At 62.4% G+C, this 22,940-nt stretch carries 24 protein-coding genes; 15 read left to right on the top strand and 9 right to left on the bottom strand.

Annotated features, from left to right (window positions below):
* The coding region (locus ACREC7_RS10415; RefSeq protein ID WP_431555617.1) for a ribonuclease HII at positions 1–801 on the bottom strand (801 nt) is incomplete at its 3' end.
* A gap of 153 nt (positions 802–954) precedes the next feature.
* Positions 955–1,770, bottom strand: coding sequence for a COG4705 family protein (locus tag ACREC7_RS10410; protein WP_431555616.1), 816 nt, complete (start codon positions 1,768–1,770; stop codon positions 955–957).
* Positions 1,771–1,999: 229 nt separating this feature from the next.
* On the opposite strand from ACREC7_RS10410, the gene ACREC7_RS10405 reads away from it, so the two are divergent.
* From ACREC7_RS10405 to ACREC7_RS10390, 4 genes are all read left to right on the top strand, one after another.
* Positions 2,000–2,677 carry a response regulator transcription factor gene (locus tag ACREC7_RS10405; RefSeq protein ID WP_431555615.1) on the top strand — a complete coding sequence of 226 codons (678 nt, stop codon included), beginning with the start codon at positions 2,000–2,002 and terminating at the stop codon, positions 2,675–2,677.
* Positions 2,655–4,007: an ATP-binding protein gene (locus ACREC7_RS10400; RefSeq protein ID WP_431555614.1), complete on the top strand. Its 1,353-nt coding sequence runs from the start codon at positions 2,655–2,657 to the stop codon at positions 4,005–4,007. Before ACREC7_RS10405 ends, ACREC7_RS10400 begins: the two co-directional genes overlap by 23 nt.
* A gap of 134 nt (positions 4,008–4,141) precedes the next feature.
* Positions 4,142–5,116, top strand: coding sequence for a tetratricopeptide repeat protein (locus ACREC7_RS10395; protein ID WP_431555613.1), 975 nt, complete (start codon positions 4,142–4,144; stop codon positions 5,114–5,116).
* Between the two features lie 138 nt (positions 5,117–5,254).
* Positions 5,255–6,100: a transporter gene (locus ACREC7_RS10390; protein WP_431555612.1), complete on the top strand. Its 846-nt coding sequence runs from the start codon at positions 5,255–5,257 to the stop codon at positions 6,098–6,100.
* A gap of 120 nt (positions 6,101–6,220) precedes the next feature.
* Here the strand turns inward: ACREC7_RS10390 and ACREC7_RS10385 are convergent, their stop codons facing one another.
* On the bottom strand, positions 6,221–7,351 hold the full coding sequence (locus ACREC7_RS10385; protein WP_431555611.1) for a PA0069 family radical SAM protein: 1,131 nt from the start codon (positions 7,349–7,351) through the stop codon (positions 6,221–6,223).
* A 96-nt stretch (positions 7,352–7,447) separates the two neighbouring features.
* Here ACREC7_RS10385 and ACREC7_RS10380 point away from each other — a divergent pair, with 96 nt between their 5' ends.
* Positions 7,448–8,137, top strand: coding sequence for a TIGR04283 family arsenosugar biosynthesis glycosyltransferase (locus tag ACREC7_RS10380; protein ID WP_431555610.1), 690 nt, complete (start codon positions 7,448–7,450; stop codon positions 8,135–8,137).
* A gap of 49 nt (positions 8,138–8,186) precedes the next feature.
* Positions 8,187–8,777, top strand: coding sequence for a TIGR04282 family arsenosugar biosynthesis glycosyltransferase (locus tag ACREC7_RS10375; RefSeq protein ID WP_431555609.1), 591 nt, complete (start codon positions 8,187–8,189; stop codon positions 8,775–8,777).
* Positions 8,778–8,783: 6 nt separating this feature from the next.
* Here ACREC7_RS10375 and moaB read toward each other — a convergent pair whose 3' ends face one another.
* Positions 8,784–9,335 (bottom strand): molybdenum cofactor biosynthesis protein B, encoded by a 552-nt coding sequence (gene moaB, locus ACREC7_RS10370; protein ID WP_431555608.1) that lies wholly within the window; start codon positions 9,333–9,335, stop codon positions 8,784–8,786.
* 65 nt (positions 9,336–9,400) lie between these two features.
* A complete protein-coding gene (locus ACREC7_RS10365) occupies positions 9,401–10,195 on the bottom strand; it encodes a uracil-DNA glycosylase (RefSeq protein WP_431555607.1) in 795 nt (264 codons plus the stop codon).
* Between the two features lie 156 nt (positions 10,196–10,351).
* On the opposite strand from ACREC7_RS10365, the gene ACREC7_RS10360 reads away from it, so the two are divergent.
* The 3 genes from ACREC7_RS10360 to ACREC7_RS10350 all read left to right on the top strand — a co-directional run bounded on the left by ACREC7_RS10360 (position 10,352) and on the right by ACREC7_RS10350 (position 14,860).
* Positions 10,352–11,986 carry an electron transfer flavoprotein-ubiquinone oxidoreductase gene (locus ACREC7_RS10360; protein WP_431555618.1) on the top strand — a complete coding sequence of 545 codons (1,635 nt, stop codon included), beginning with the start codon at positions 10,352–10,354 and terminating at the stop codon, positions 11,984–11,986.
* 213 nt (positions 11,987–12,199) lie between these two features.
* Positions 12,200–13,954, top strand: a complete 1,755-nt coding sequence (locus tag ACREC7_RS10355) for a tetratricopeptide repeat protein (RefSeq protein WP_431555606.1) — start codon at positions 12,200–12,202, stop codon at positions 13,952–13,954.
* A gap of 33 nt (positions 13,955–13,987) precedes the next feature.
* Positions 13,988–14,860 (top strand): 4-(cytidine 5'-diphospho)-2-C-methyl-D-erythritol kinase, encoded by an 873-nt coding sequence (locus ACREC7_RS10350; RefSeq protein ID WP_431555605.1) that lies wholly within the window; start codon positions 13,988–13,990, stop codon positions 14,858–14,860.
* Between the two features lie 59 nt (positions 14,861–14,919).
* Here ACREC7_RS10350 and ACREC7_RS10345 read toward each other — a convergent pair whose 3' ends face one another.
* Positions 14,920–15,936 (bottom strand): polyprenyl synthetase family protein, encoded by a 1,017-nt coding sequence (locus ACREC7_RS10345; protein ID WP_431555604.1) that lies wholly within the window; start codon positions 15,934–15,936, stop codon positions 14,920–14,922.
* A 56-nt stretch (positions 15,937–15,992) separates the two neighbouring features.
* Between ACREC7_RS10345 and ACREC7_RS10340 the strand changes: the two genes are divergently transcribed.
* Together ACREC7_RS10340 and ACREC7_RS10335 are read left to right on the top strand one after the other, a co-directional pair.
* Complete coding sequence (locus ACREC7_RS10340) at positions 15,993–16,277, top strand: DUF2007 domain-containing protein (protein WP_431555603.1); 285 nt, start codon at positions 15,993–15,995, stop codon at positions 16,275–16,277.
* Positions 16,249–17,058: a tRNA1(Val) (adenine(37)-N6)-methyltransferase gene (locus tag ACREC7_RS10335; protein ID WP_431555602.1), complete on the top strand. Its 810-nt coding sequence runs from the start codon at positions 16,249–16,251 to the stop codon at positions 17,056–17,058. The genes ACREC7_RS10340 and ACREC7_RS10335 overlap by 29 nt, the downstream gene beginning before the upstream one ends.
* Before the next feature lie 86 nt (positions 17,059–17,144).
* Here the strand turns inward: ACREC7_RS10335 and ACREC7_RS10330 are convergent, their stop codons facing one another.
* Both ACREC7_RS10330 and ACREC7_RS10325 read right to left on the bottom strand, forming a co-directional pair.
* Positions 17,145–17,378 carry a hypothetical protein gene (locus ACREC7_RS10330; RefSeq protein WP_431555601.1) on the bottom strand — a complete coding sequence of 78 codons (234 nt, stop codon included), beginning with the start codon at positions 17,376–17,378 and terminating at the stop codon, positions 17,145–17,147.
* 485 nt (positions 17,379–17,863) lie between these two features.
* Entirely contained in the window at positions 17,864–18,118 is a 255-nt protein-coding gene (locus tag ACREC7_RS10325) for a hypothetical protein (protein WP_431555600.1), read from the bottom strand.
* Between the two features lie 219 nt (positions 18,119–18,337).
* Between ACREC7_RS10325 and ACREC7_RS10320 the strand changes: the two genes are divergently transcribed.
* The 4 genes from ACREC7_RS10320 to glyS all read left to right on the top strand — a co-directional run bounded on the left by ACREC7_RS10320 (position 18,338) and on the right by glyS (position 22,702).
* A complete protein-coding gene (locus ACREC7_RS10320; protein ID WP_431555599.1) occupies positions 18,338–19,240 on the top strand; it encodes a S49 family peptidase in 903 nt (300 codons plus the stop codon).
* A 2-nt stretch (positions 19,241–19,242) separates the two neighbouring features.
* Positions 19,243–19,437: a hypothetical protein gene (locus tag ACREC7_RS10315; RefSeq protein WP_431555598.1), complete on the top strand. Its 195-nt coding sequence runs from the start codon at positions 19,243–19,245 to the stop codon at positions 19,435–19,437.
* Between the two features lie 101 nt (positions 19,438–19,538).
* Entirely contained in the window at positions 19,539–20,471 is a 933-nt protein-coding gene (locus tag ACREC7_RS10310) for a glycine--tRNA ligase subunit alpha (RefSeq protein WP_431555597.1), read from the top strand.
* Positions 20,472–20,488: 17 nt separating this feature from the next.
* Positions 20,489–22,702 (top strand): glycine--tRNA ligase subunit beta, encoded by a 2,214-nt coding sequence (glyS, locus tag ACREC7_RS10305; RefSeq protein WP_431555596.1) that lies wholly within the window; start codon positions 20,489–20,491, stop codon positions 22,700–22,702.
* A gap of 3 nt (positions 22,703–22,705) precedes the next feature.
* Here glyS and ACREC7_RS10300 read toward each other — a convergent pair.
* On the bottom strand, positions 22,706–22,940 hold a 235-nt coding region (locus ACREC7_RS10300), incomplete at its 5' end, for an MAPEG family protein (RefSeq protein WP_431555595.1).

Below are 22,940 nucleotides of genomic sequence, written 5' to 3'. Positions count from 1 at the left end.
GCTACGCAGATGAGCATACGGGCTCGGCGCGCTGATTTCGGCAGGCTGATTGAGCAGCTGAAGCGCAAGCTCGATCGGGCTGAAAGAGCGGCGGTGATGGGTGCACACGCCGTGCTTCTTGATGGCGCGCGCGTGCTCAGGCGTGCCGTAACCCTTGTTCTGTTCCCAGCCATAGCGACGGTAGCGGCGCGATAGTTTCACCATCAGGCGATCGCGGGTGACCTTGGCCACGATCGACGCCGCGGCGATGGAGACCGAGCGGCCGTCGCCGCCGACCAGTGCCCGCGCCTTGCAGGGAAAGCGGCGCGGGATGATGTTGCCGTCGATCAGGGCCGTTGCTGCCGGCGTCTCAAGCCCGCGATAGGCGGCGCGCATGCCCCACAAGGTTGCCTGCAAGATATTGTCGCGGTCGATACGGCGGACGTGGCCGATGACCACCGACACGCAGGCGGTGGCTATGATCTCGGCATAGCGATCCTCGCGCGCTTCCGCGGTGAGCACCTTCGAATCGTTGAGCCCCTCTGGGATGCGATCAGGATTAAGAATCACCGCGGCGACCACCACCGGTCCCGCCCAAGGGCCACGGCCAGCCTCGTCGATGCCGGCGATCGGCCCGTGCAATTGGTCCATCAGCTCCGCTTCGAGGTCGAAGGTCGGAACTGTGCGGGCCGCTGCGTTTCCCCGCGTGACTCCCATGGAGACGAAGTCTTGCCAAGCGAGACCGCTTTGGCAACTCACGACGTCGCCGCTGTGGAAAACCTCAGGTCCTTGGGCCTTTCCCATCATTACCGCCATCGTCATGCCCAGACTTGATCCGGGCATCCATCCCGTTGCTCCACAACGGACAATGCCAACGAAATGGATTGCCGGGTCAAGCCCGGCAATGACGAATCCCAGGGATGGTGGCCAAAAGCAAGCGGAGCAGCGGACATTGCCCTTGGTTTGGAGCTTTATCTACGCCCGGTCTCCAACTGCTTCGGGATGACTGCCTGGCCTTTGAGGAATGACGAGAATGCAGCCGACCATGATCAACGCGATTACCACGGAAGCGATTGGCCGGCTCAAGGCAAGCCCGCCATGGTCCAACGGCTTGTCGAGGAAATCGCCCAACGTGGCTCCCAGGGGCCGCGTCAGAATGAAGGCGGCCCAAAACAGCCCCACGCGAGACACATCCGTCCAGTAATACAGCGCAGCAGTAACTGCCAGTCCAGCGGCGAACACAAGCGCTCCGCCTTCGTATCCGAGACCGCCAGTGTCGGCAATCCAATCGCCAAGCGCGGTTCCCAATGTCTGGGAAAAGGTGATGGCGGCCCAATAGAAGGCTTCGACACGTGGTGTGCTGACCGTGTTCACCGAGATCGTGCCTTCCGACCAGTACCAAAGCGTCAGCACAGCCATAAGGCAGGCGAACAGAAGCATTGAGCCGCCGGTATAGCCAATGCCGAGCGAGCGGTCGGCGAAGTCGGCCATCGTGGTGCCGAAGGTGGTGGAGGCGACGATGGTCGCCCAATAAAGGAAGGGGTGGAACTTCTTCGCCGCGATCTGGACGACCACTAGGAGAACCAAGGTCGAAAGGAAAATCGCGCTTCCGACCAGGTACCCTGTGTTGACCATGACGTCTGCCTTAAGCCAGGTCATGGTGACGGTGTCGCCGCCGGTCTCACCAAGTGTCGTCGCGAGAATCTTGATGATCCAGAAACCGAGGGTGACTTCCGGAACCTTACTGGCTTGCAGGTTTGTTAGCGTTGGTCCGGCCGAAAAGTCGTTCATTGGTCCGCTCTTCTTTGTGTTCCGAAATTGCGAGTCGGCATGCCGCAGGCCTCGCGCAGATTGCGAGGTTGAGCCGAGTAACGATAGGGAGATTTCCGGGCGGTTCTATTACTCGCGGGATACGTTTATGTATCCGTTCTAGGCGAGGCTTGGACGAATGGGTCTGCTATAGAAAGAGGTTCGTACCCGTCCTCTGCTGCCTATCGATGACGAACTCGACGTAATCTCCATGCGTGTCTTGGTCATTGAAGACGACATCGAAACCGCCAACCAGGTTCGGGATAGACTTAAGCGTGCCGGACATTCAGCCGACTGCGTCGCAGACGGTCACGATGGATTGATAAAGGCCTCGGCCCATCACTACGACGCGATCGTTATTGACCGGATGCTGCCGGGACTCGATGGCTTGGCCGTCGTGAGAAAATTGCGTGAGCAGGCAATCCGAACGCCGGTGCTTTTCCTAACAGCGCTAGGAGGTCTCGACGATCGAGTTCAGGGCCTGGACGCAGGTGGCGACGACTACCTGGCCAAGCCGTTTGAGTTCCCCGAATTTTTCGCGAGGCTCAACGCGATCACGCGCCGGCCGCCGCTTACGGGATGGGAACCCGTCCTTCGCGTGGCCGATCTCGAAATGGATCGCATCAATCGGCGGATCACACGAGCCAGCAAGAACATAGATCTAAGCCCTCTAGAGTTTCGCCTGCTCGAATATCTGATGCGGAACGCCGGGCACGTGGTCGCGCGCGCAATGCTGTTGGAGAAGGTATGGGAATTCAACTTCGACCCAAAAACCAAGATCGTGGAAACCAACGTCAGCCGCCTCCGGGCAAAGATTGAAAGAGGAAGGAAGCCACGGCTGATACATACCAAACGAGGTTCGGGCTATGTCATTCGACCTCCTGACTAGACTGGTTCGCACGGCGAGCTTTGGGCTGGCTGTTCTCTACGTCCTACTCTTCGTTACTTCGGTCTCAATCCTCGGTGTCGTCTTCTACCTCACGGTCGAAACCTCACTCGATCGGCAAATTGCCACGCGGATCGACGCGGAAATGGCGCTCCTTCAACAGGAGCTGAGCTTGGACGGGAAGGATGCGCTTGTAGCAGAGGTGCAGGAGCGGACCAACGTCTTCCCTGCGCTCGAATATCTCGTGCTCGATGCCAATGGCAATCGGCTGGCCGGCGATCTGCCCTCCATGCCTGATACGGTGGGCTGGACCGACCTGAGTGAGCCGCGCGGCCGTCGTGGAGATCCCCCCAGGACTCTTCGCGTTCGCAATGTCGCGCTGCCCCAAGGCTTGCGTCTCGCTGTGGGCGACGATCTTGCCCCGATAGAAAACGTCCGGGCCGCGCTCATCGAGGCATTGGGTTGGTTGCTGCTGGCCGTGCCCCTCCTGAGCCTTGCAGGAGGGCTGGCACTCAGCTTCGGATTTCTCCGGCGCGTCGACGCGATCACGCGCACGGCTGACGCAATCATCGAGGGAGATCTCGATCAACGCATTCCGACGCGGGGTACGAACGACAATTTCGATCGTCTTTCCGAGACCCTCAATCTAATGCTCGATCGCATACAGGCTTTGATGGACAGCCTGCGCCAAGTCTCCAACGACATCGCTCACTCTTTGAAAACTCCGTTAGGTCACTTGCGCCAAAAGCTTAGATCGGCCCGTGCCAGCGACGGACTGAAATGCAAAAGAGCTATCGATGCTGCGATGGCGGACACCGAAAACTTGCTCGAAACGTTCTCGGCCCTGCTTCGTATCGCACAGATTGAAGCCGGCACACGCCGCAGCGGCTTTGGTCAAGTCGAAATGAGCAGACTGCTGGCAAACCTCGCCGACACGTATACTGCGGCGGCCGAACACGATGGCAAGTCGATCACCGTGAACGTTCCTGCAAAAATCACCGCTTGGGGCGACAGAGCCCTGCTCACAGAAATGTTCTCAAATCTCCTCGACAATGCCCTTCGCCATACTCCGCGCGGCACCAACATTGAGGTCTCTGTGGCTGAGAATGAGTCTGGCGCGGTGGCGTTCGTCGCCGATGATGGACCGGGAGTTCCGGCAGCGGATCGGGATTTGATTTTCAGACGATTCTACCGATCAGCGCGCAGCACAACGACGCCCGGTCATGGACTCGGTCTTGCCTTAGCCGCGGCCGTGGCAGACCTCCACGGAATGACGCTTACGGCTGAAGACAATGCCCCGGGCCTTCGCATGAGGATCAGCCTTAGGGCGTGATCTCCTGTCAAGCTCGTATACTGCTTTGTATACCTTCAAACCAACAATCGGCCTTCTTTCGCTTCCTTGATCGGTGAGCGGCCACGCGCTTTTGTGCCAATCGGAACAGTGGCACGAGGGTCATTCTCGATCAAATGAAGCGGGCTTTCGCCAAGAAGAGTCGTGGCTCCGCATCGCAGCGCTCGGTGAATTCGAAGGGCGTCCATCTGTCATGGTCGAATTTGCTATGCCTCAGCCCTTGTGATGCGCACCGCTGTAAATTTCTAAGTGGCAAGATGCGCTTCATTTGCATCCTAGCCGCGCGCGCCATCGGTCTGGTGTGCGTGCTAGCATGCCCGGCTCATGCAGGTGTCACCTACCAATGCCTCGAAAACGCGCTGCCCCTGGAATTGCTGAGCAACGATAGCGAGCGCGAAGCTCTTCTTCTGCAAGCCAAGACCTGTATGTTGGAGAGAAAGCCACTGCGAGCTGTGGCTTTATTGAGTCAGGTGATCAAGAGCGATCCAACCGACGTCGGCGCCTACATCAATCGCGGCAACGCCAAGGCGGCAGCCGGTGAGCTAGGATCAGCGATTAGCGACTACAGCGTAGCGATACGACTAGAGCCTGATCTGGCTCAAGCGTGGTACGACCGAGGTACCGTGCTCGCCAATGTGGGCCGCTTCGAGAGCGCCATCGCTGATTTCACCGAAGCCATCAGGTTGAAGCCCGAATTTGCGGCCGCCTATTGCAACCGGGGCTTGGCGCGTTCCGAGCTTGCGCGCTATGACGATGCAATCGCGGACTATTCCGTTGGAGTGGAGCGCGATCCAAGAGAGCCCTATTGCCGTTTCAATCGCGGCGGTCTTTACCTGACTTTGGGCTACTACCAGAAAGCGATCGACGACCTGAGCGAGGCATTGGCTGCTAAACCGAACGATCCCATCGCGTTGACGAAACGCGGACAGGCCTATGAGCTGCTCGGCAAAATAAATCAGGCTTCGGATGATTTCCGTGCAGCACTCGCTTCCCGTCCTGAGCTGGTGGCCGCGAAAGAGGGTTTGGCCCGCATTTTGGACCAGCGACAGCAGGCGGATCATACAAGCGACCAACCACCCCGAAGTCCGTAGAGTGCTGCGTACGGGCACTGACCTAAAGTGCAAGCGTAGTGGTCATCGAACATGATCGGCTCACCCGCGCGTATACTACTTTGTATACGTGCAAATCACCAAACTGCCTTCTTTCAATTCCTTGATTAGCAAGCGCGCATGCGCCTTTGTGCCAATCGGAACCGGAGCCTTCTTCCAGCCACTGGAGGTTCAGGATCTTACGCAGGGGCTTGTTCGGCGATGACACGATTGTCCATCTGGCGAGCGGGGATGGTCGCACTTTGCTGTCTTGCACCTGGGCCCGTATATGCTGGACCACCTTACCGAACAGACGATCCAGAGCCGACCGAATTTAGGCACTTCGAGTTCTACACGTTTTCAACCGGGACAGTCGTGAGCGACGATACTGCTGGGACTCTGCCGGGGATAGAACTTAACTACGGCCTCATCCCCAACGGCCAGCTCACGATCGACACTGCAACGGCGTTTGACAGTCCTTCCAGCGGCGCAATGCGATTCGGCTACGGCGACACGCCGATCAGCTTCAAGTACAGGTTCATCCAGGAGGATAATAAGGGTTGGCGACCGCAAGTTGCGGTATTTCCGCTGGTCAATTTGCCCACCGGTGACGAAGATCGCGGGCTTGGGGCAGGCCACGTCCTAGTATTTCTTCCGATGTGGTTTCAGAAGAGCTTCGGCGATTGGACCGTCGACGGCGGTGGCGGCTATTGGATCAACCGAGGCGGCGCAGGTGACAAGAATTTTTGGTTCTCTGGTGTGTTGCTACAACGAAAGGTGACCGACAGGCTTTCTGTCGGTGGGGAAATATTCCATCAAACCGCTGACTCGATTGATGGGAAGGACAGCACCGGGTTCAACATCGGTGCGATCTACGACATCAACGAACACAACCGCTTTCTGTTCTCAGCGGGTCGAGGACTGCAAAATGCCTCCGACACCAATGTTTTCTCCTGGTACGTGGGATACCTGATTACAGGTCCCTGACAAACCCGAGATACGGCGAGAGTCCGCATAGAATGAGTGCCCTGACGTGGAAGCTCCCGGGTACGCCGCAGCTTTGAACCAGTGGGAGCGTTGCAATCCCGGCACGGGCGGGTTGGATCGCTAAAGCAGGCGGAGCTGCTGGCCGGGGAGGACCGGCGGGGTGAACAGGTCGGTGCGAAGCTCGACCGACTCTTTATTGAAGCCGAGGCGCTCGGCGGCAATCTCGAAACGGCGACCGATCATCCAGGCATAGGGCCCCTCGCCCACCATGCGCTCGCCCCATTTCGCGTCGTAGAGCTTGCCACCGCGGGAGGACCGCATCAGCGACAGCACGCGCTTGGCGCGGTCGGGGCAGTTCGCCGTCAGCCATTCGGTGAACAGATCGCCGATCTCGAGCGGAAGCCTGAGCAGCACATAGCCCGCGTTCCTCACGCCCGCTGCGGCTGAACGCTCCAGGATCCGCTCCATCTCCATGTCGGTGAGGCCTGGAATGACCGGCGCCACCATCACCGAGGTCGGAACGCCGGCCTCGACCAGCCTGGCCACTGTCTCAAGCCGCTTGTCCGGCGTGCTCGCGCGCGGCTCCATGGCGCGGGCGAGCTTGCGGTCGAGCGTGGTGACCGACAGCGCCACCTTGACCAAACCCCTCTCCGCCATGGAGCGAAGCAGGTCGAGATCGCGCAAGACCAGCGCCGATTTGGTGACAATGCCGACAGGATGGTTCGCAGCCGACAGAACTTCCAGGATGCGACGCATGATGCGGTAGCGCCGCTCGATCGGCTGATAAGGATCGGTGTTGGTGCCGATGGCGATGGTGCGGGGACGATAGGAGGGGTCGGCAAGCTCGCGCTCGAGCGCAGCACCGGCATTGGTCTTGGCAAACAACTTGGTCTCAAAATCGAGACCGGGCGAGAGGCCGAGGAAGGCGTGGGTGGGCCGCGCGAAGCAGTAGATGCAGCCATGCTCGCAGCCGCGATAGGGATTGATCGACCGGTCGAAGCCAATATCGGGAGAGGAATTGCGGGTGATGATGCGCCTGGCCGGAACCTCCTGCACTTCGGTGGTCAAGGCCTCGAGCTCGGTGAGAGACTCCCAGCCGTCGTCGACCGGCTCGTAGGCGATCGGCTCGTAGCGGCCCGACCGGTTGGTCGCGGCCCCTCGCCCGTTGCGGCGGCCGCTTGCCAGGCCCCCGATCTCCAGCGGGAAGCTTTCAGACTCTCCAGGCTTTCTCAGTGCGATCGACATGGCCATGCATATAAAGACCCAATAAGAACAAATCAAGAACATCATTAAGGATTTGGAACGGGGGAATTGCCGGATTTCGGCCAAACGCTATAGTCCGCCTCCATGATTTCCGTGGTTATCCCCACATACAATGCCGAGGCGACGCTCGGGCCCACGCTTACGGCGCTGGTGCCGGCGGTGGTCGACGGCATCGTGCAGGAGGCGATCCTAGTCGATGGCGGGTCGACCGACGAGACTTGCGGCATTGCCGAAGCAGCCGGGACCAGGCTGATCAGGACCAAGCTCGGGCGCGGCACCCAGCTTCAGGCGGGTGCGGCGGCGGCGCGTGGCGACTGGCTCCTCTTTCTTCACGCCGACACGGTGCTCTCGCCCGGCTGGGCTGAGGAAGCGGAAGCGTTCATGGAGCGCGTGGCTAAAGGCCGGCGGGCGCCGGCCGCAGCCGCCTTCCGCTTTGCGCTCGACGATGACGGGATGATGCCGCGCCTGTTGGAATCGCTCGTGGCGCTCCGCTGCTTTCTATTCGCGCTGCCTTACGGCGATCAGGGACTGCTCATCTCGCGCAACCTCTATCGCGAGCTTGGCGGCTTCCGGCCGATGCCGCTCATGGAGGATGTCGATCTCGTGCGCCGGCTCAAGCGGCGCCAGCTCGTGATGCTGCAATCGCGCGCGGTGACGAGCGGCATCCGCTATCGCCGCGAAGGTTATGTGGGGCGCTCCTTGCGCAATCTCTGCTGCATGCTGCTCTATTACCTCCACGTGCCCACGCGCGTGCTCGCGCGGCTTTATGGGTAGGAAAAAAGCGCGCCCTGCCCGCGCTCCATACGCCCAACGCCTCATTGTGATGGCCAAGAGCCCGCTTGCCGGGCGCGGCAAGCGCCGGCTCGCGGCAAGCATCGGCGCGATCCAAACAGCGAGATTCTATCGCTCCTGCCTCGCCCACACGCTGATGCGGCTTGGCCCCGACAGCCGCTGGCGCACGCTGCTTGCAGTGTCGCCCGATAGCGATAGGAACGCCGCGTTCTGGCCGCTTGCGATCGAGCGGCTGGCGCAAGGCCATGGCGACCTCGGAGCGAAGATGCAGCGTCTGTTCCGGCTTCTGCCGCCGGGGCCTGCGATCATCGTCGGCAGCGACATTCCTTCCATCAAGGCAAGCGACATTGCACGCGCCTTTCGCCTCCTTGGGGGAGCCGAGGCTGTGTTCGGTCCTGCGCCGGACGGGGGCTATTGGCTCGTCGGCTTGCGCCGCTCCCCGCGTCTGCTCGCGCCATTCGCGGGCGTGCGCTGGTCGAGCCCGCACGCTCTCGCCGATACGCTTGGCAATCTCAAGGGCTCGCGCGTGGCCTTCGCGGCAACGCTGAGCGACGTCGATACCGAGGACGATCACCGGCGCATGCGCCGAGATTGGGAGCGGCTCATTCCGCCCAAGCCCTGAGCCAAGTCAGGACTTGGATTTCGTCCCCGGCAATCCCTTGAGGCGGGGCATCACCTCGATGAAGCTGCAAGGGCGATGGCGGTTGTCGAGCTGCAATTTGAGGATGCCGTTCCAGCCGTCCTTGCAGGCGCCAGGCGACCCCGGCAGGCAGAAGATGAAGGTGCCGTTCGCCATGCCACCGCAGGCCCTCGACTGCACCGTGGAGGTGCCGATGGTGGCGAAGCTGACCATGTGGAACACCGCCGCGAAGCCGTCGATGTCCTTCTCGAACAGCGGCTTAACCGCCTCTGGCGTCACGTCGCGCTTGGCGAAGCCGGTGCCGCCGGTGGTGATCACCACATCGATCTCAGGATCCTTGATCCATTTCTTGACCTGCTTGCGGATCTCTTTCTCGTCGTCCAACACGATCGCCTTCGCCGCCAGAAGATGACCGGCCTGCTCGATCATTGCGGCAAGCAGGGCGCCCGAAGTGTCGGACGTCTCGTCGCGCGTGTCCGAGATGGTGAGCACGGCGATGTGCAATGGAATGAACGGGACGCTTTCGTCGATGCGGGTCATGGTGGCAGGGGTCGGAAATCAGAGGTCAGAAGTCAGAAGTCAATCGAACATAGTCCGATTTCTGATTACTGACCTCTGATTTCTGAATCCAGTGCCGCCTTCAGCATCAAGAGATCGCGCCAGGCGTAGCGCTTGGCCGCCGAGTTGCGCAGGAGATAGGCGGGGTGCAGCGTGGCGAGCGTGGGCAGGTCGCGGCCGGCGCAAGCATAAGTCAGCCATTTGCCTCTGAGCCGCATGATGCCTTCGCTCACCCCGAGGATCGTCTTTGCCGCGGCGCCGCCGAGCAGGACCAGAACGCTCGGCGACAACAGCTCGATCTGGCGGGCGAGAAACGGGGCACAGGCCTCGATCTCCTCTGGCGTCGGCGTGCGGTTGCCCGGCGGGCGCCAATAAACCGTGTTGGTAATGTAGACATGTTGCTCGGAAAGCCCGATCGCCGCCAGCATGCGGTCGAGCAGTTGCCCAGCGCGGCCGACGAAGGGCTTGCCTTGGAGGTCCTCATCGCGGCCAGGCGCCTCTCCGATCAGCATGATGCGCGCCTCGGCGCTGCCTCTGGCGAAGCACAGGCTTTTCGCGGTCCGCCGCAAGGAGCAACCTTCGAATCCGGCGACCAGAGCCTCGAGCTCCGTCAACGTCGAGACCTTGGCACCGATGCCTCGCGTGGAGGCTGGCGTTGCCGCTCCGGGTGCAATGCGGGGCGGTCTCGCAGCCATTTTCACTTCGGGTGCAGGGCGCGCCGCGGGCTTGGGCGCAGCCGCGGCAAAACAGTCGACCGGCTCCTCGCCGACCGCCTCGTCGACGCCCATGGCCCGATACCAGTCGAGCAGCGCCTGCACCGCTCTAGTGTCAGCCACCGACATCAGCTGCTTGCCTCAATTGCCTCGCTTCCCCAGATGTGTTGGATATCGGATTCCCGTTCCGGCGGGAATGACATAAAACCCTTGGCCCGCTAAGCCCTTGGCCCTTAGCCCCAAATTGGAGCGAGCCCTTTGGACGAAGTGACCCCCCGCGAGACCATGGAGTTCGACGTGGTGATCGTCGGCGCAGGCCCCGCCGGGCTTGCCGCTGCGATCAGGATTAAGCAGCTCGCGGCCGAGACGGGCCAAGACATCTCCGTGGTGGTGCTGGAGAAGGGCAGCCAGGTCGGAGCCCATATCCTGTCGGGCGCCGTGATCGATCCAGTGGGGCTAGACCGTCTTTTGCCTGACTGGCGCGAGCAGGACTCTCCCCTGCAAACGCAAGCGAGCGAGGACCGCTTCTATTACCTCACCGAGAAGGGTGGCATCGGCTTCCCCTCCGTTCTGATGCCGCCGCTCATGAGCAATCATGGCTGCTATGTCGGCAGCCTCGGCAGCCTCACCCGCTGGCTCGGCGAGCAGGCTGAGGCCCTTGGCGTCGAGATCTATCCCGGCATCTCCGTCACCGACGCGATATTCGGGCCGAATGGTGAGGTCGAGGGCGTCATCACCGGCGACATGGGCGTGGCCCGCGACGGCACGCACAAGGAAAGCTACACGCCCGGGATCGCTCTTGTCGGCAAATACACGCTGCTCGCAGAGGGCGCGCGGGGCTCCCTCACCAAACAGCTCATCCGCCGCTTCAGCCTCGATGCCGAGAGCGGCCCGCAGAAATACGGCATCGGCCTGAAGGAGCTGTGGGAGGTGCCGAAGGAGAAGCACCGGCCGGGGCTCGTGCAGCACACCATGGGCTGGCCGCTCGGGGACTCAACCGGCGGCGGCTCCTTCCTCTATCATTTCGGCGAGAACCTGGTGTCGGTCGGCTTCGTCGTGCATCTCGACTACGCCAATCCCTATCTCAACCCGTTCAAGGAGTTTCAGCGCGCCAAGCTGCATCCGCGCATCGCCGAGCATCTGCAAGGCGGCAGGCGCATCTCCTATGGCGCCCGGGCGCTCACCGAAGGCGGCTGGCAGGCGATTCCCCGCCTTGCCTTTCCAGGCGGAGCGCTGATCGGCTGCTCCGCGGGCTTCATGAACGTGCCGCGCATCAAGGGCACCCACAACGCCATGCTCTCCGGCATGATGGCGGCGGAAGCCGCTTTCGCCGCGCTTCGTGCCGGGCGCTCGCGCGACGTGCTCGACGCCTACGAGCAAAGCGTCAAGCAAAGCTCCATGGCCACTGAGCTGAAAAAGGTGCGCAACGTGAAGCCGCTGTGGTCGCGGCTCGGCACCCGCCTCGGCGTGATGCTGGGCGGCATCGACATGTGGCTGAACACGCTGTTTCCGTTTCTCACCCACACGCTCAAGCACTCGAAGCCTGACTATGCGAGCCTCACGAAGGCCGCGCAGGCGAAGCAAATCGACTACCCGAAGCCGGACGGCGGGCTCACCTTCGACATTCTCTCCTCGGTGTTCCTGTCGGGCACCAACCACGCCGAGAACCAGCCGGTGCATCTGAGGCTCACCGACCCCAGTATCCCGATCGCCGAGACCCTTCCCGAATATGCCGAGCCAGCGCAGCGCTATTGCCCGGCGCAGGTCTACGAGGTGGTCGACGAGGGCGGAAAGCTCAGGTTTCAGATCAACGCGCAGAACTGCGTCCACTGCAAAACCTGCGACGTGAAGGATCCGGCCCAGAACATTACTTGGGTGCCGCCTGAGGGCGGTGACGGGCCCAATTACGTCAATATGTAAGCTGCCTGATCTAGGCTCGCGTGCAAGCTTGTCGCGGAGAACGGTCACAAACGCGCCGCCTTTCAGAGGCAAGCAAGCTTTTGGGTTGCGGACAGCGCAAAAACGCATAATCCTCCCCCTTTGGGGCATTTGAACCGCACTGTGAGGGCCTTTAAAACCGCACTGTGGGGCCTTCGAACCGCACTGTTTGGGGCGGCGTCAAGCCGAACGCACATGCCAACTGCCGAAAATTCCGTCTTCCGCACCTGGGCGCGGAGGTCTCTCTTTGTCTTGGCCATTCTCGCTGCTCCGGCAGCCTATTCGGAAGTGACCGCGACAGTAGTGGACCACCCCGAGCCCGGCACCTTGCTCGGCAACTATCTCTCCGGTCGCGTGGCCCGCGGCGACCACGACACCACGGCCGCGGCTGACTTCTATTCGCGGGCGCTCGCCGAGGACCCGACCAACGAGCTGATCCTCGAACAGGCCTTCCTGCTTGAGACGGCGGCAGCCGATTGGGATCGCGCCGTTGCGCTCGCGCGCGAGCTGGTCAAGGTCGAGCCGTCGCACCGCATCGCGCAGTTCCTGCTCGGCTGCGAGGCGTTCAAGCGCGGCGACTACAAGGAAGCCGACGAGCACTTCGCCGCGGCGCGTCAAGGCCCGATTGCCGATCTGACGTCGATCCTGGCCAGGGCCTGGGTGCAGCAGGCTAACGGCAAGACAGATCAGGCGTTCGCCACTCTCGATACGTTGAGCGATGCCGACTGGGCACAATTCTATCAGCGCTACCACCGCGCGCTGATCGCCGATGTGGCAGGCAAGCGTGACGTGGCGCGGGTCGCCTTCGCCCAAGCCTTCAAGAAGAATCCGGCGACGCTCAGAGTGGCCGATGCCTATGCCAGGCACTCGGTGAACAGCAACAACCGCAAGCTCGCCAAGCAGACGCTCAAGACCCATATCGCCAAGTCGGCGGAGCATCCCCTGTCGACGGCGCTGCTCAACGACATCGAGGCCGGCAAGACCCCGCCTTTGCTCGTCACCTCTCCGAACGACGGGCTGGCCGAGGTGTTTTATGGCATCGGCGACGCTCTCGCGGGCGAGGGCGGACTCGATATGGGCATCATCTTCCTGCAGTTCGCGCTCTACCTCGAGCCCGATTTCCCGCTCGCCCAAGTGGCCCTCGCCGAGGCCTATGACAGCGCCAAGCGGTACGATCTCGAGCTCGCCGCCTTCAACAGCATCAATGAGGATTCGCCGCTCTGGCTGAACGTGCAGATCCAGAAAGCGCTGGCGCTGAATTCGCTCGAGCGGGTGGACGATGCCAAGGCGCTGCTCGAAAAAATAATCGCCAAGAACTCTAAGGACATTCGTCCGCTCGATGCGCTCGGCAACATCCTGCGCTCGCACGAGCGCTACGCCGAGGCTCGCGACTACTATAGTCGCGCCATCGCGCTGGTTGGCAAGCCGACCAGGGAGAACTGGACGCTGTTCTATGCCCGCGGCGTGTCCAATGAGCGGCTGAAGGATTGGCCTCAGGCCGAGGCCGACCTGAAGAAGGCGCTCGAGCTTTCGCCCGACGAGTCCCCGGTGCTCAACTATCTCGGCTACACCTGGGTCGATCAGAGCCAGAACCTCAAGACGGCGATGGACTACATCCGCAAGGCGGTGAAGCTCAAGCCCGATGACGGCTATTACATCGATAGCCTCGGCTGGGCTTATTACCGCATCGGCAATATCCAATCGGCGGTCGAGCATCTTGAGCGCGCGGTGGAGCTTAAGCCTGACGATCCGGTGATCAACGATCATCTCGGCGACGCCTATTGGCGCATCGGGCGGAAGCTCGAGGCGAAATATCAGTGGCAGCAGAGCCTCACGCTGAAGCCGGACAACGACCTCATCGCCACCATCGACAAAAAGTTGAAGGACGGCCTGCCCGACGCGCCGGCGACCAAGGCGGCGAATTCGACGGTGCAGAAGATCGCCGAATAGTCTGCCGGCTTTCGGGCTAGCGGAGCCATCGCGATGACGGCGCTCCGCGACACGGCGAAAGCCAAGCTCAACCTCACGCTTGAGGTGCTGGGCCGCCGCGACGATGGCTATCACGAGCTGAAGAGCCTCGTTGCTTTTGCCGAGCTCGGCGACGCGGTCGAGCTCGAGCCGCAGGACGGTCTCGATCTCCTGGTCGAAGGGCCGTTCGCCACCGCGCTTCGGGGCGACAATCTGATCCTGAAGGCGGCCTTGGCCGCCAAGGCGATTTATCCCGCACTCAAGCTCGGCCGCTTCAACCTCACCAAGACGCTGCCGGTCGCGGCGGGCCTCGGCGGCGGGTCTGCCGACGCCGCCTGCGCCTTGCGGCTGCTCTCACGCGCCAGTCAAGGGGCGCTCGACGAAGCGAGTTGGCGGGAGCTCGCCGGGGGACTTGGCTCAGATGTTCCCGCCTGCCTGCTGAACCGCCCTGCGTTGATGACCGGGCGCGGCGAGACGGTCACTCCCGTCCGCCGGTTTCCGCCTTGCGCGGCCGTGCTCGCCAATCCTGGCCTGCCGCTCGCCGCGGCTGATGTCTATGGCGTGCTCGTCTCATCCGATCTTGCCGCCCCGCCGGAACGGCCGGAGGGGACGCTCGATTTCGGCGGAAGCTTCAAGAAGCTGCTCGACTACGCCGCGCGGCGCGGCAACGACCTCGAGCCTGCCGCGCTAAGCCTAGCCCCGGCCATCGCCGAGGTTCTGGCGGCGCTTCGGGACTGCGAAGGTACGCATCTGGCACGACTTTCCGGCAGCGGGCCGACCTGCTTTGCCCTGTTCGCCACGGAGCGAGAGGCAGAGCGCGCCGCTGCCATGCTTCGAGCCGTTCACCCGAATTGGTGGATCGAAGCAACTATGCTAATGCCCAATTGAGCCGTCATGGCCGGGTGAAGTCCCGGCCATGACGAGGATTTATTCTTGTCCGTTGCCGATTAGAACGGGCGGTCGACGCAGAACGCCACGGCCTCGAGCAGCGCCGCCTTGGGATCGCTGTCGGGGAAGATGGCAAGCGCGTCGCGGGCGATGGCGCCGTAATGGCGGGCCCGCTCCATGGTGTCGTTCAAGGCGTTGTGCTTCTGCATCAGACCCATGGCTTCATGCAGATCGTCCTCGCCGATCTCGCCGTCCTGCAGCGTGCGCTGCCAGAAGGCGCGCTCCTGCGCGTTGCCGCGGCGATAGCACAGCACGACAGGGAGCGTGATCTTGCCCTCGCGGAAATCGTCGCCGACGCTCTTGCCGAGCATCGACGGCTCGCCGGAATAATCGAGCGCGTCGTCGACGAGCTGAAAGGCAAGGCCGAGATTGCGGCCGTAGGATCTCAAGCCCGCCCCTTCCGATTTCGGCCGGTTGGCGATCACAGCGCCGACCTCGGCGGCAGCGGCGAACAAAGCCGCGGTCTTGGCGTCGATCACCGCGAGATAATCGTCCTCGGTGGTCTCGGTGTTCTTGGCGGTGATGAGCTGCATTACCTCGCCTTCGGCGATCACCGCCGCCGCATCGGACAAGATACGCAAGCACCCGAGCGAACCCACATCGACCATCATCTTGAAGGCCTGGCCCAAGAGAAAGTCGCCGACGAGCACGCTCGCCTCGTTGCCCCACAGCAAGCGGGCAGCGGTCTTGCCGCGCCTGAGATCGCTCTCGTCGACCACATCGTCATGCAGCAGCGTCGCGGTATGCATGAACTCGACGCTCGCCGCGAGCCGCACATGGCCCTCGCCCCGGTAGCCGCAGAGTTTCGCCGCGGCGACGGTGAGCATCGGCCGCAAGCGCTTGCCGCCGGAATCGATCAGATGGCGGGCGAGATCGGGGATCAGCTCGACATTGGAACGGGCACGGTCGAGGATGATGCGGTTGACATGACCCATATCCTCCTCGACAAGCGCGAGCAGAGGCGCAAGGCTTGCCCTTGGATCACGCGCACCGGAAAGCTGGACAACGACTCCCAAGAGACTGCTCCTCAACGCCGTTTAAGATGCCATTGACTTAACAGAGAATAGTGTCGGTGCTCCAGCTTCAAGGTCAAGGCGCTCTGCGGCCTAAGGACTTCCTCGCCATGAAGGAATTGTTGCGGTCGAATGACGCGGTGCTGATCTCCTATGTCAGCGCGCTTCTCGAAGAGGAGGGCATCGGCTTTATGGTGGCCGATACCAATATGAGCGTTCTGGAAGGCTCGATTGGGGCGCTGCCGCGCCGTGTGCTCGTGGCAAGCGACGCACTGGCGCAGGCACGGGCCGTTCTGGCCGGCGCCGGAATCGGCCATGTCATCGTCGATGAAGGCAAAAACTGAAAAGGCGCCGCCGGCCGGGATGCCGCCGGAAACGACGCTCGACGACTTCCTCGGCGGCCGCGTCGCCGTGGCCCAATCCAAGGCCGGTCACCGCGCCGGGAGCGACGCCGTCTGGTTGCAGGCGGCGGTTTCCGCACGACCCGGAGACCGGGTGCTCGATGCCGGCGCCGGCGTCGGGGTGGCGGGGCTTTGCCTGCTCGCCCGCTTTCGTCAAATTATTGTGACCGCGGTCGACATCGATCGAGAGGCTTGCTCGCTCGCAGAGGCCAATGCCGCGCGGAATGGCTTTGCCGCGCATTTCCGCGCAATGACCGCGGATTTGACCGCGCCGGCGGAGACGCTCATCGCCAAGGGCCTCGTCCGGGAGGGCTACGACCAGGTGATGGCCAATCCGCCCTTCCATGCCGAAGGCACGGTCCGGCCGGCCCCGGATAAGGGCCGCGCGGCGGCGCATATCATGCAGGAAGGCGCGCTGGAGGTCTGGGTCCGCTTCCTCGCCACCTTCACCGCGCCGAAGGGGCGCGTCACCTTGATACACATGCCGCAGGTTCTGCCCGAGCTCTTGGCGCTGCTCGACCGGCGCTTCGGCGCGATCACCCTCTTCCCGCTGTTCCCGAAAGCAGGCGAGCCAGCGCTCCGTGTCATTGTGCAGGCGAAAAAAGGAAGCCGCGCCGGCCTGCGCCTGCTCTCCGGCCTCGTGCTGCATGAGGCCGGCGGCCGCTACACGGACAAGGCCGAGGCGGTGCTGCGCCAGGGCGAAACGTTGAACCTTGGAGACTGATGAAAAAAGGGCTGCCGCCTGGGGGGAATAGACGGCAGCCCTCAACTGGCCCAAGCGTGAGGCGGCTTGGGCTTCCAAGATCCGCGCTAGCAGACCTTGTAGCTGCGATAGATCGTCTTGTAGTAGTACGAGTAGGAATAGTCGTCCCACAGGCGGATGGTGACGGGGCGGCTCTCATAGTGGCAGTACGAGTAGCTGTAATGGGGCCGGTAGTGGTAGCCATAGCCACCATAGCCATAGCCGTAACCGGCTTCAGCCGCAGAAACGCCGAGCATGAGACCTGACAGGGCAACGGCGGAAAGAAGGATCTTCTTGAACATCGAGGTAACCTCCAGCTGGTGACGCTATGAAAAGCGTCTGATTGGGTGAGCGGAGGACCATTCCTCGCTCATGGGTGCGTTTCTAGCTGGAGCGGCCTGAACCCAATCTGAGGGCGCCATTCATTTGGCGTTCAGCGCGCGGGCCCCCGGTCACGGCTGGCTTCGCTGCCTGAGCGCAGGCCACTTGCTCCCTGCTCTCCCTTTGTGGGAGAGCACACGCCGCTTGCGGCGTGGTGAGGGGTAAGCGGCTCTGCCGCGTCAGGCAAAAGATACCCCTCACCCTTCCCGCCATGCGTCGCGCTCCGCGCGCCGGGCGGAAAGCCCTCTCCCTCAAGGGGAGAGGGGAAAGATTGATGCGCTAGGCTTGCTGCTTCAGCGCATTCCTGATGCGCTACCGCTTCGCTGCTTGAGCGCGGAAAAGCCAAAGGGCCACCCCCGCCGCCGGGAATGGCCCTTGGAGGCCCTGCTAAAGGCCGTTCTTTTGTCTAGTAGCCCCAGCCGCGCCGATAATAGCGTCCGCGCCAATAGGGATAATAGGCGTAAGGGTAATAGCCGCCGCCGTAATAGGGGCGATAGCCGTAGCCGCCGTAATAGCCGGGTCCGACATAGACCCCGACGCCGGGGCCGTAATACCCACCCCAGCCGCGCCGCCAACCGGCGGACGCCTCGTTCGGAGCGATGGCGACGAGCGTCAGCAGAAGCGCAAACGCCGCAACCAACAACGTTGTCAGCCTCTTCATGTGAAGTCCTCCTGAGGGCGCCGCACACGGCGATTGCAGGAAAAACGCAAGCGCCAGGGTAACCGTTCCCCCTCGGTCCGGATTATACTAGGCAAGGCCTCAATCTTGGTGAGGAGAGCGAGACTTGCGTTAAGCAAAGCTTAGAGGCGGGCGCCGGCGGCTTCTTAGGCCTTCGTTTCCCGCCTTGATTTGACCTTGCGTGTCTGTACCTTTGGCCGCATGGACAATCTTTCGGACGAGCTTCGTCCTTCCTTGATGGATCGGGTGGGACGTCTCCTGCCGCCGGCTTGGACCGGGCGCGGTACGCTGATCCCGGTGCTCAGATTCACTGGCGCCATCGGCTTGTCGACGCCGCTCCGGCCGGGGCTCACGCTCACCACCAGCGCTGCCGCCATCGAAAAGGCCTTCTCCATGCGCGGGGCCAAGGCAGTCGCCATCCAGATCAACTCCCCCGGCGGCTCGCCCGTGCAATCGGTGCTGATCTACAAGCGCATCAGGGCGCTCGCCGAGGAGAAGAATCTGAAAGTCTATGTGTTCGCCGAGGATGTTGCCGCGTCCGGCGGCTATCTGCTCGCGCTCGCCGGCGATGAGATCTACGCCGACGCAAGCTCGATCGTCGGCTCGATCGGCGTCGTCACCGCCACGTTCGGCTTGAACGAGCTGATCAACAAGATCGGCGTTGAGCGGCGCGTCTATACTGCCGGCCGCAACAAGACGACGCTTGATCCGTTTCTGCCGGTGAAGGAGGACGACGTTGAGCGGGTCAAGGCGATCCAGCGCGACGTGCATGCCGAGTTCATCGATCTCGTCAAGGCGAGGCGTGGCGTCCGCATCGAGAAGGCGGGAGAGGATCTGTTCACCGGAGAGTTCTGGTCAGGCAAGAAGGCGCTCGAGCTCGGCCTGATCGACGGTCTGACCGACCTCCGCGGCAAGATGCGCGAGCTCTACGGCGACGAGGTCCGCTTCAGCCTGGTTACGCCGTCGACGAGCTGGTTCCGCCGTAGGCGGAGCGTCGCCATCGGGGACAGCGGTTCCGATTTCGGCTTCTCGCCAGGCGGGCTTGCAGCCGACCTCATTTCTGCTATCGAAGCGAGAGCGCTCTGGTCTCGCTTTGGGTTCTAGTTATGCCGCAACTTCTCATTCTGTTGGCCGCTGGTGCCGGCATTTTCCTCGCAAGACGCTGGTATCGCGACGAGCAGCGCCGCATCGCCGCCGAGCTCGCCCGCGCGCGCAAAGCCATGGATCAGCGCGAGGCGGAGAACGTCGTTCGCCTCGAACGCGATCCCGCGACCGGAGTGTACAGCCCGAGACGGCACTGACTAGCGGACGTCCCCCTCTCCTTTGAGAGAAGAAGAGTAGAGTCCTGTCGCGTCCTGTTTTTGTTTCCATCAAAACCATCCTGCTCTAGAAACCGGGGGCCATGGGCAAGCTCAGCAAAGCGGACCGGCCTCACGCCACCCCCTCGTTCCAGGATTTGATCCTGAGGCTCGAGCGCTATTGGGCCGATCAGGGCTGCGTCATCCTCCAGCCCTACGACATGGAGATGGGCGCCGGCACCTTCCATCCCGCCACCACCTTGCGCTCGCTCGGGCCGAGGCCCTGGCGAGCGGCCTATGTGCAGCCCTCGCGACGGCCGAAGGACGGCCGCTATGGCGATAACCCGAACCGGCTCCAGCATTACTACCAGTTCCAGGTGATCCTGAAGCCGTCGCCGCCGGACATCCAGGACCTCTATCTCGACTCGCTCCGCGCCATCGGCGTCGACGTCGCCAATCACGACATCCGCTTCGTCGAGGACGATTGGGAGAGCCCGACGCTCGGCGCCTGGGGGCTTGGCTGGGAGGTGTGGTGCGACGGCATGGAGGTATCGCAGTTCACCTATTTCCAGCAGGTCGGCGGCTTCGACTGCGATCCCGTGTCGGGCGAGTTGACCTACGGGCTTGAGCGGCTCGCCATGTATGTGCAGGGCGTCGACCGCGTGTTCGATCTCAACTTCAACGGCGGCAAAGGCAAAGACAAGGTCACCTATGGCGACGTGTTCCTGCAAGCCGAGCAGGAATATTCGCGTTACAATTTCGAGCAGGCCGACACCAAGATGCTGCTCAGCCATTTCCGCGACGCCGAGGCCGAGTGCAAGGCGCTGCTCGCCAAGGGCGACGACGGCAAGCGCCATCTGCTGGTGCTGCCGGCCTACGACCAGGCGATCAAGGCCTCGCATATCTTCAATCTGCTCGACGCCCGCGGCGTGATCTCGGTGACCGAGCGGCAAGGCTTCATCCTGCGCGTGCGCGAGCTCGCCCGCGCCTGTTGCGCGGCCTGGCTCAAGACCGAAGCTGGCGGCGCCCATGCTTGAGACGCGCAGGCCCGCACATGGCTGAGCTACTCCTTGAGATCTTCTCCGAGGAGATTCCGGCGCGCATGCAGACACGCGCCGCCGAAGACCTCGCCCGGCTGATGGGCGACCGGCTGAAAGATGCCGGCCTTACATTCGATACGGTGCGGAGCTTCGCCACGCCGCGGCGGCTTACGGTGGTGGTCGACGGCTTGCCGGCGCGTTCCCCCGATGTGAGCGAGGAGAAGAAGGGCCCGCGTGTCGGCGCGCCAGAGGCCGCGGTGCAAGGTTTTTTGAAATCGGCTGGGCTCAAATCGCTGGATCAGGCCGAAATCCGCGCCGACAAGAAAGGCGATTTCTATGTGGCGCTGATCGAGCGGCACGGACGCGCAACGCCGCAAGTCGTCGCCGAGATCGTGCCGGAGATCGTGCGCAATTTTCCCTGGCCGAAATCCATGCGCTGGGGAAGCGGACGGTTGCGCTGGGTGCGGCCGCTGCATTCGATTCTGTGCCTCTTCGGCGGCAAGGTGGTGCCGTTCGAGATCGACGGGATCAAAAGCGGCAAGGAATCGCGCGGCCACCGCTTCATGGCGCCAAAGCCGTTCGCTGTTAGGAGCTTCGACGATTACGTGGAGAAACTGCGCAAAGCCTACGTCATCCTCGATCCACGCGAGCGCGAGGCGACTATCTTAAAGCAGGCACAGAAGCTCGCGGCCAAAGAGAAGCTGGTGCTGATCGAGGATATGGGCCTGCTCGCCGAGAATGCCGGGCTCACCGAATGGCCCGTGGTGCTGATGGGGAGCTTCGATCAGAGCTTCCTCGACGTGCCGGGAGAAGTGCTGTCCACGGCGATGAAGGCCCATCAGAAATGCTTCTCGCTGCGTCGCGGAGAGCATCTTGCCAACCGTTTCATCATGGTCGCCAATCTCGAGGCGAAGGATCGTGGGCGTGCCATCGTCGCCGGCAATGAGCGGGTGATCGCAGCGCGCCTTTCAGACGCCAAGTTCTTCTTCGAGCACGACCGCAAGGTGATGCTCGAAGAGCGCGTGCCGAAGCTCCGGGAGATCGTCTTCCACGAGAAGCTCGGCACGCAATACGATCGCGTGCAGAGGGTGCGCGTGCTCGCCCGCGAGATCGCCAAGCTCGTGCACACCGATCCAGACCTCGCCGAGCGCGCCGCGATCCTAGCCAAGGCCGATCTCCTCAGCGACATGGTGGGCGAGTTCCCCGAGCTGCAAGGGGTGATGGGCCGCTACTACGCGCTCGACCAGGAGGAGGATCCTTTGGTCGCAGACGCGATCGGCGCACATTACAAGCCGGTTGGGCCGTCCGATGACGTGCCGCGCGATCCCATCGCCATCTCCGTGGCGCTCGCCGACAAGCTCGACATGCTGGTTGGTTTCTGGGCCATCGACGAGAAGCCGACCGGGTCGAAGGATCCTTACGCGCTCCGCCGCGCCGCACTCGGCGTCATCCGCATCGTGCTGGAGAACGATCTGAAGATCGCAAGTTCCCTGATAGTCGAGGATCACATAAAAAGGGGGTTTCAGATCCAACCGGGCGCAGGAAGTGAAGGAGCCCGCGTTTTCTTCGCAGATGCTGCAGTCGTCGGACCGACGAATGAGATTGTTCACTACGAAGAGGGTGAGCGACTAGCGAGCAGCCCGACTCCCATTGAACGGATAAAATTTGCAGATTCTGTCTTTGACCGGTTCCGCTCGGGTATTGTTCGAAGCCTCCTCGCCTTCTTCGCCGACCGGCTCAAGGTGCATCTGCGCGACCAGGGTGCGCGCCACGATCTCGTCGATGCCGTGTTCGCGCTCGGCGGCGACGACCTGCTCATGATCGTGCGCCGGGTCGAGGCGCTTGGCAGCTTCCTGGACACCGAGGACGGCGAGCATCTCCTCACCGGCACCAAGCGCGCCATCAACATCCTGCGCATCGAGGAGAAGAAGGACAATAAGAGTTACGATCAACCCCCCGATGCCAAGCTGCTCGAACAAAGCGAGGAAATTGCACTGGCCAAGACGGTCGATGAGGTCGAGCGAGCGGCGGCTGCCGCTGTCGCCAAGGAGGATTTCGAGGCGGCCATGGCAACGATGGCCAAGTTGCGCACCCCGGTCGACGCCTTCTTCGACAACGTCACCGTCAACACCGACGATCCTGCGTTGCGCGAGAACCGCTTGCGGCTGCTCAACCGTATTCGCGCCACGACGCTCACGGTCGCCGATTTCTCCAAGATCGAGGGGTGAGGCTCACAATGCCAGCGACAGAAGGATCAGGATGATCCCGAAGGTCGCCACATTCCACACGAGCGAGCGCAGCAACGGCACGCCAAGCACATAAAGCGGCACATAGGCGACTCGCGCCCAGAAATAGAGTTGCGCCCCCCACACCGTCATCCAGTCATGCCGGCCTGCTGCGTGCGCGATCAGCACGGCGGCGGCAAAGAGCGGAAAGGTTTCAAGAAAATTCGACAGCGCCCGCTCG

Origin of the sequence: Methyloceanibacter sp., from assembly GCF_050728395.1 — a bacterium.
Classification (GTDB): domain Bacteria; phylum Pseudomonadota; class Alphaproteobacteria; order Rhizobiales; family Methyloligellaceae; genus Methyloceanibacter.
This window is presented reverse-complemented; position numbering and strand designations above follow the sequence as displayed.

Coding starts and splice junctions, on each gene's coding strand:
- ACREC7_RS10350 (WP_431555605.1), top strand. CDS start 13,988: ATGACGGCGCTCCGCGACACGGCGAAAGCCAAGCTCAACCTCACGCTT.
- ACREC7_RS10320 (WP_431555599.1), top strand. CDS start 18,338: ATGGACAATCTTTCGGACGAGCTTCGTCCTTCCTTGATGGATCGGGTG.
- glyS (WP_431555596.1), top strand. CDS start 20,489: ATGGCTGAGCTACTCCTTGAGATCTTCTCCGAGGAGATTCCGGCGCGC.
- ACREC7_RS10390 (WP_431555612.1), top strand. CDS start 5,255: ATGCGCCTTTGTGCCAATCGGAACCGGAGCCTTCTTCCAGCCACTGGA.
- ACREC7_RS10315 (WP_431555598.1), top strand. CDS start 19,243: ATGCCGCAACTTCTCATTCTGTTGGCCGCTGGTGCCGGCATTTTCCTC.
- ACREC7_RS10385 (WP_431555611.1), bottom strand. CDS start 7,351: ATGGCCATGTCGATCGCACTGAGAAAGCCTGGAGAGTCTGAAAGCTTC.
- moaB (WP_431555608.1), bottom strand. CDS start 9,335: ATGACCCGCATCGACGAAAGCGTCCCGTTCATTCCATTGCACATCGCC.
- ACREC7_RS10330 (WP_431555601.1), bottom strand. CDS start 17,378: ATGTTCAAGAAGATCCTTCTTTCCGCCGTTGCCCTGTCAGGTCTCATG.
- ACREC7_RS10400 (WP_431555614.1), top strand. CDS start 2,655: ATGTCATTCGACCTCCTGACTAGACTGGTTCGCACGGCGAGCTTTGGG.
- ACREC7_RS10335 (WP_431555602.1), top strand. CDS start 16,249: ATGTCATCGTCGATGAAGGCAAAAACTGAAAAGGCGCCGCCGGCCGGG.
- ACREC7_RS10360 (WP_431555618.1), top strand. CDS start 10,352: ATGGAGTTCGACGTGGTGATCGTCGGCGCAGGCCCCGCCGGGCTTGCC.
- ACREC7_RS10310 (WP_431555597.1), top strand. CDS start 19,539: ATGGGCAAGCTCAGCAAAGCGGACCGGCCTCACGCCACCCCCTCGTTC.
- ACREC7_RS10325 (WP_431555600.1), bottom strand. CDS start 18,118: ATGAAGAGGCTGACAACGTTGTTGGTTGCGGCGTTTGCGCTTCTGCTG.
- ACREC7_RS10380 (WP_431555610.1), top strand. CDS start 7,448: ATGATTTCCGTGGTTATCCCCACATACAATGCCGAGGCGACGCTCGGG.
- ACREC7_RS10365 (WP_431555607.1), bottom strand. CDS start 10,195: ATGTCGGTGGCTGACACTAGAGCGGTGCAGGCGCTGCTCGACTGGTAT.
- ACREC7_RS10375 (WP_431555609.1), top strand. CDS start 8,187: ATGGCCAAGAGCCCGCTTGCCGGGCGCGGCAAGCGCCGGCTCGCGGCA.
- ACREC7_RS10410 (WP_431555616.1), bottom strand. CDS start 1,770: ATGAACGACTTTTCGGCCGGACCAACGCTAACAAACCTGCAAGCCAGT.
- ACREC7_RS10355 (WP_431555606.1), top strand. CDS start 12,200: ATGCCAACTGCCGAAAATTCCGTCTTCCGCACCTGGGCGCGGAGGTCT.
- ACREC7_RS10405 (WP_431555615.1), top strand. CDS start 2,000: ATGCGTGTCTTGGTCATTGAAGACGACATCGAAACCGCCAACCAGGTT.
- ACREC7_RS10395 (WP_431555613.1), top strand. CDS start 4,142: ATGAAGCGGGCTTTCGCCAAGAAGAGTCGTGGCTCCGCATCGCAGCGC.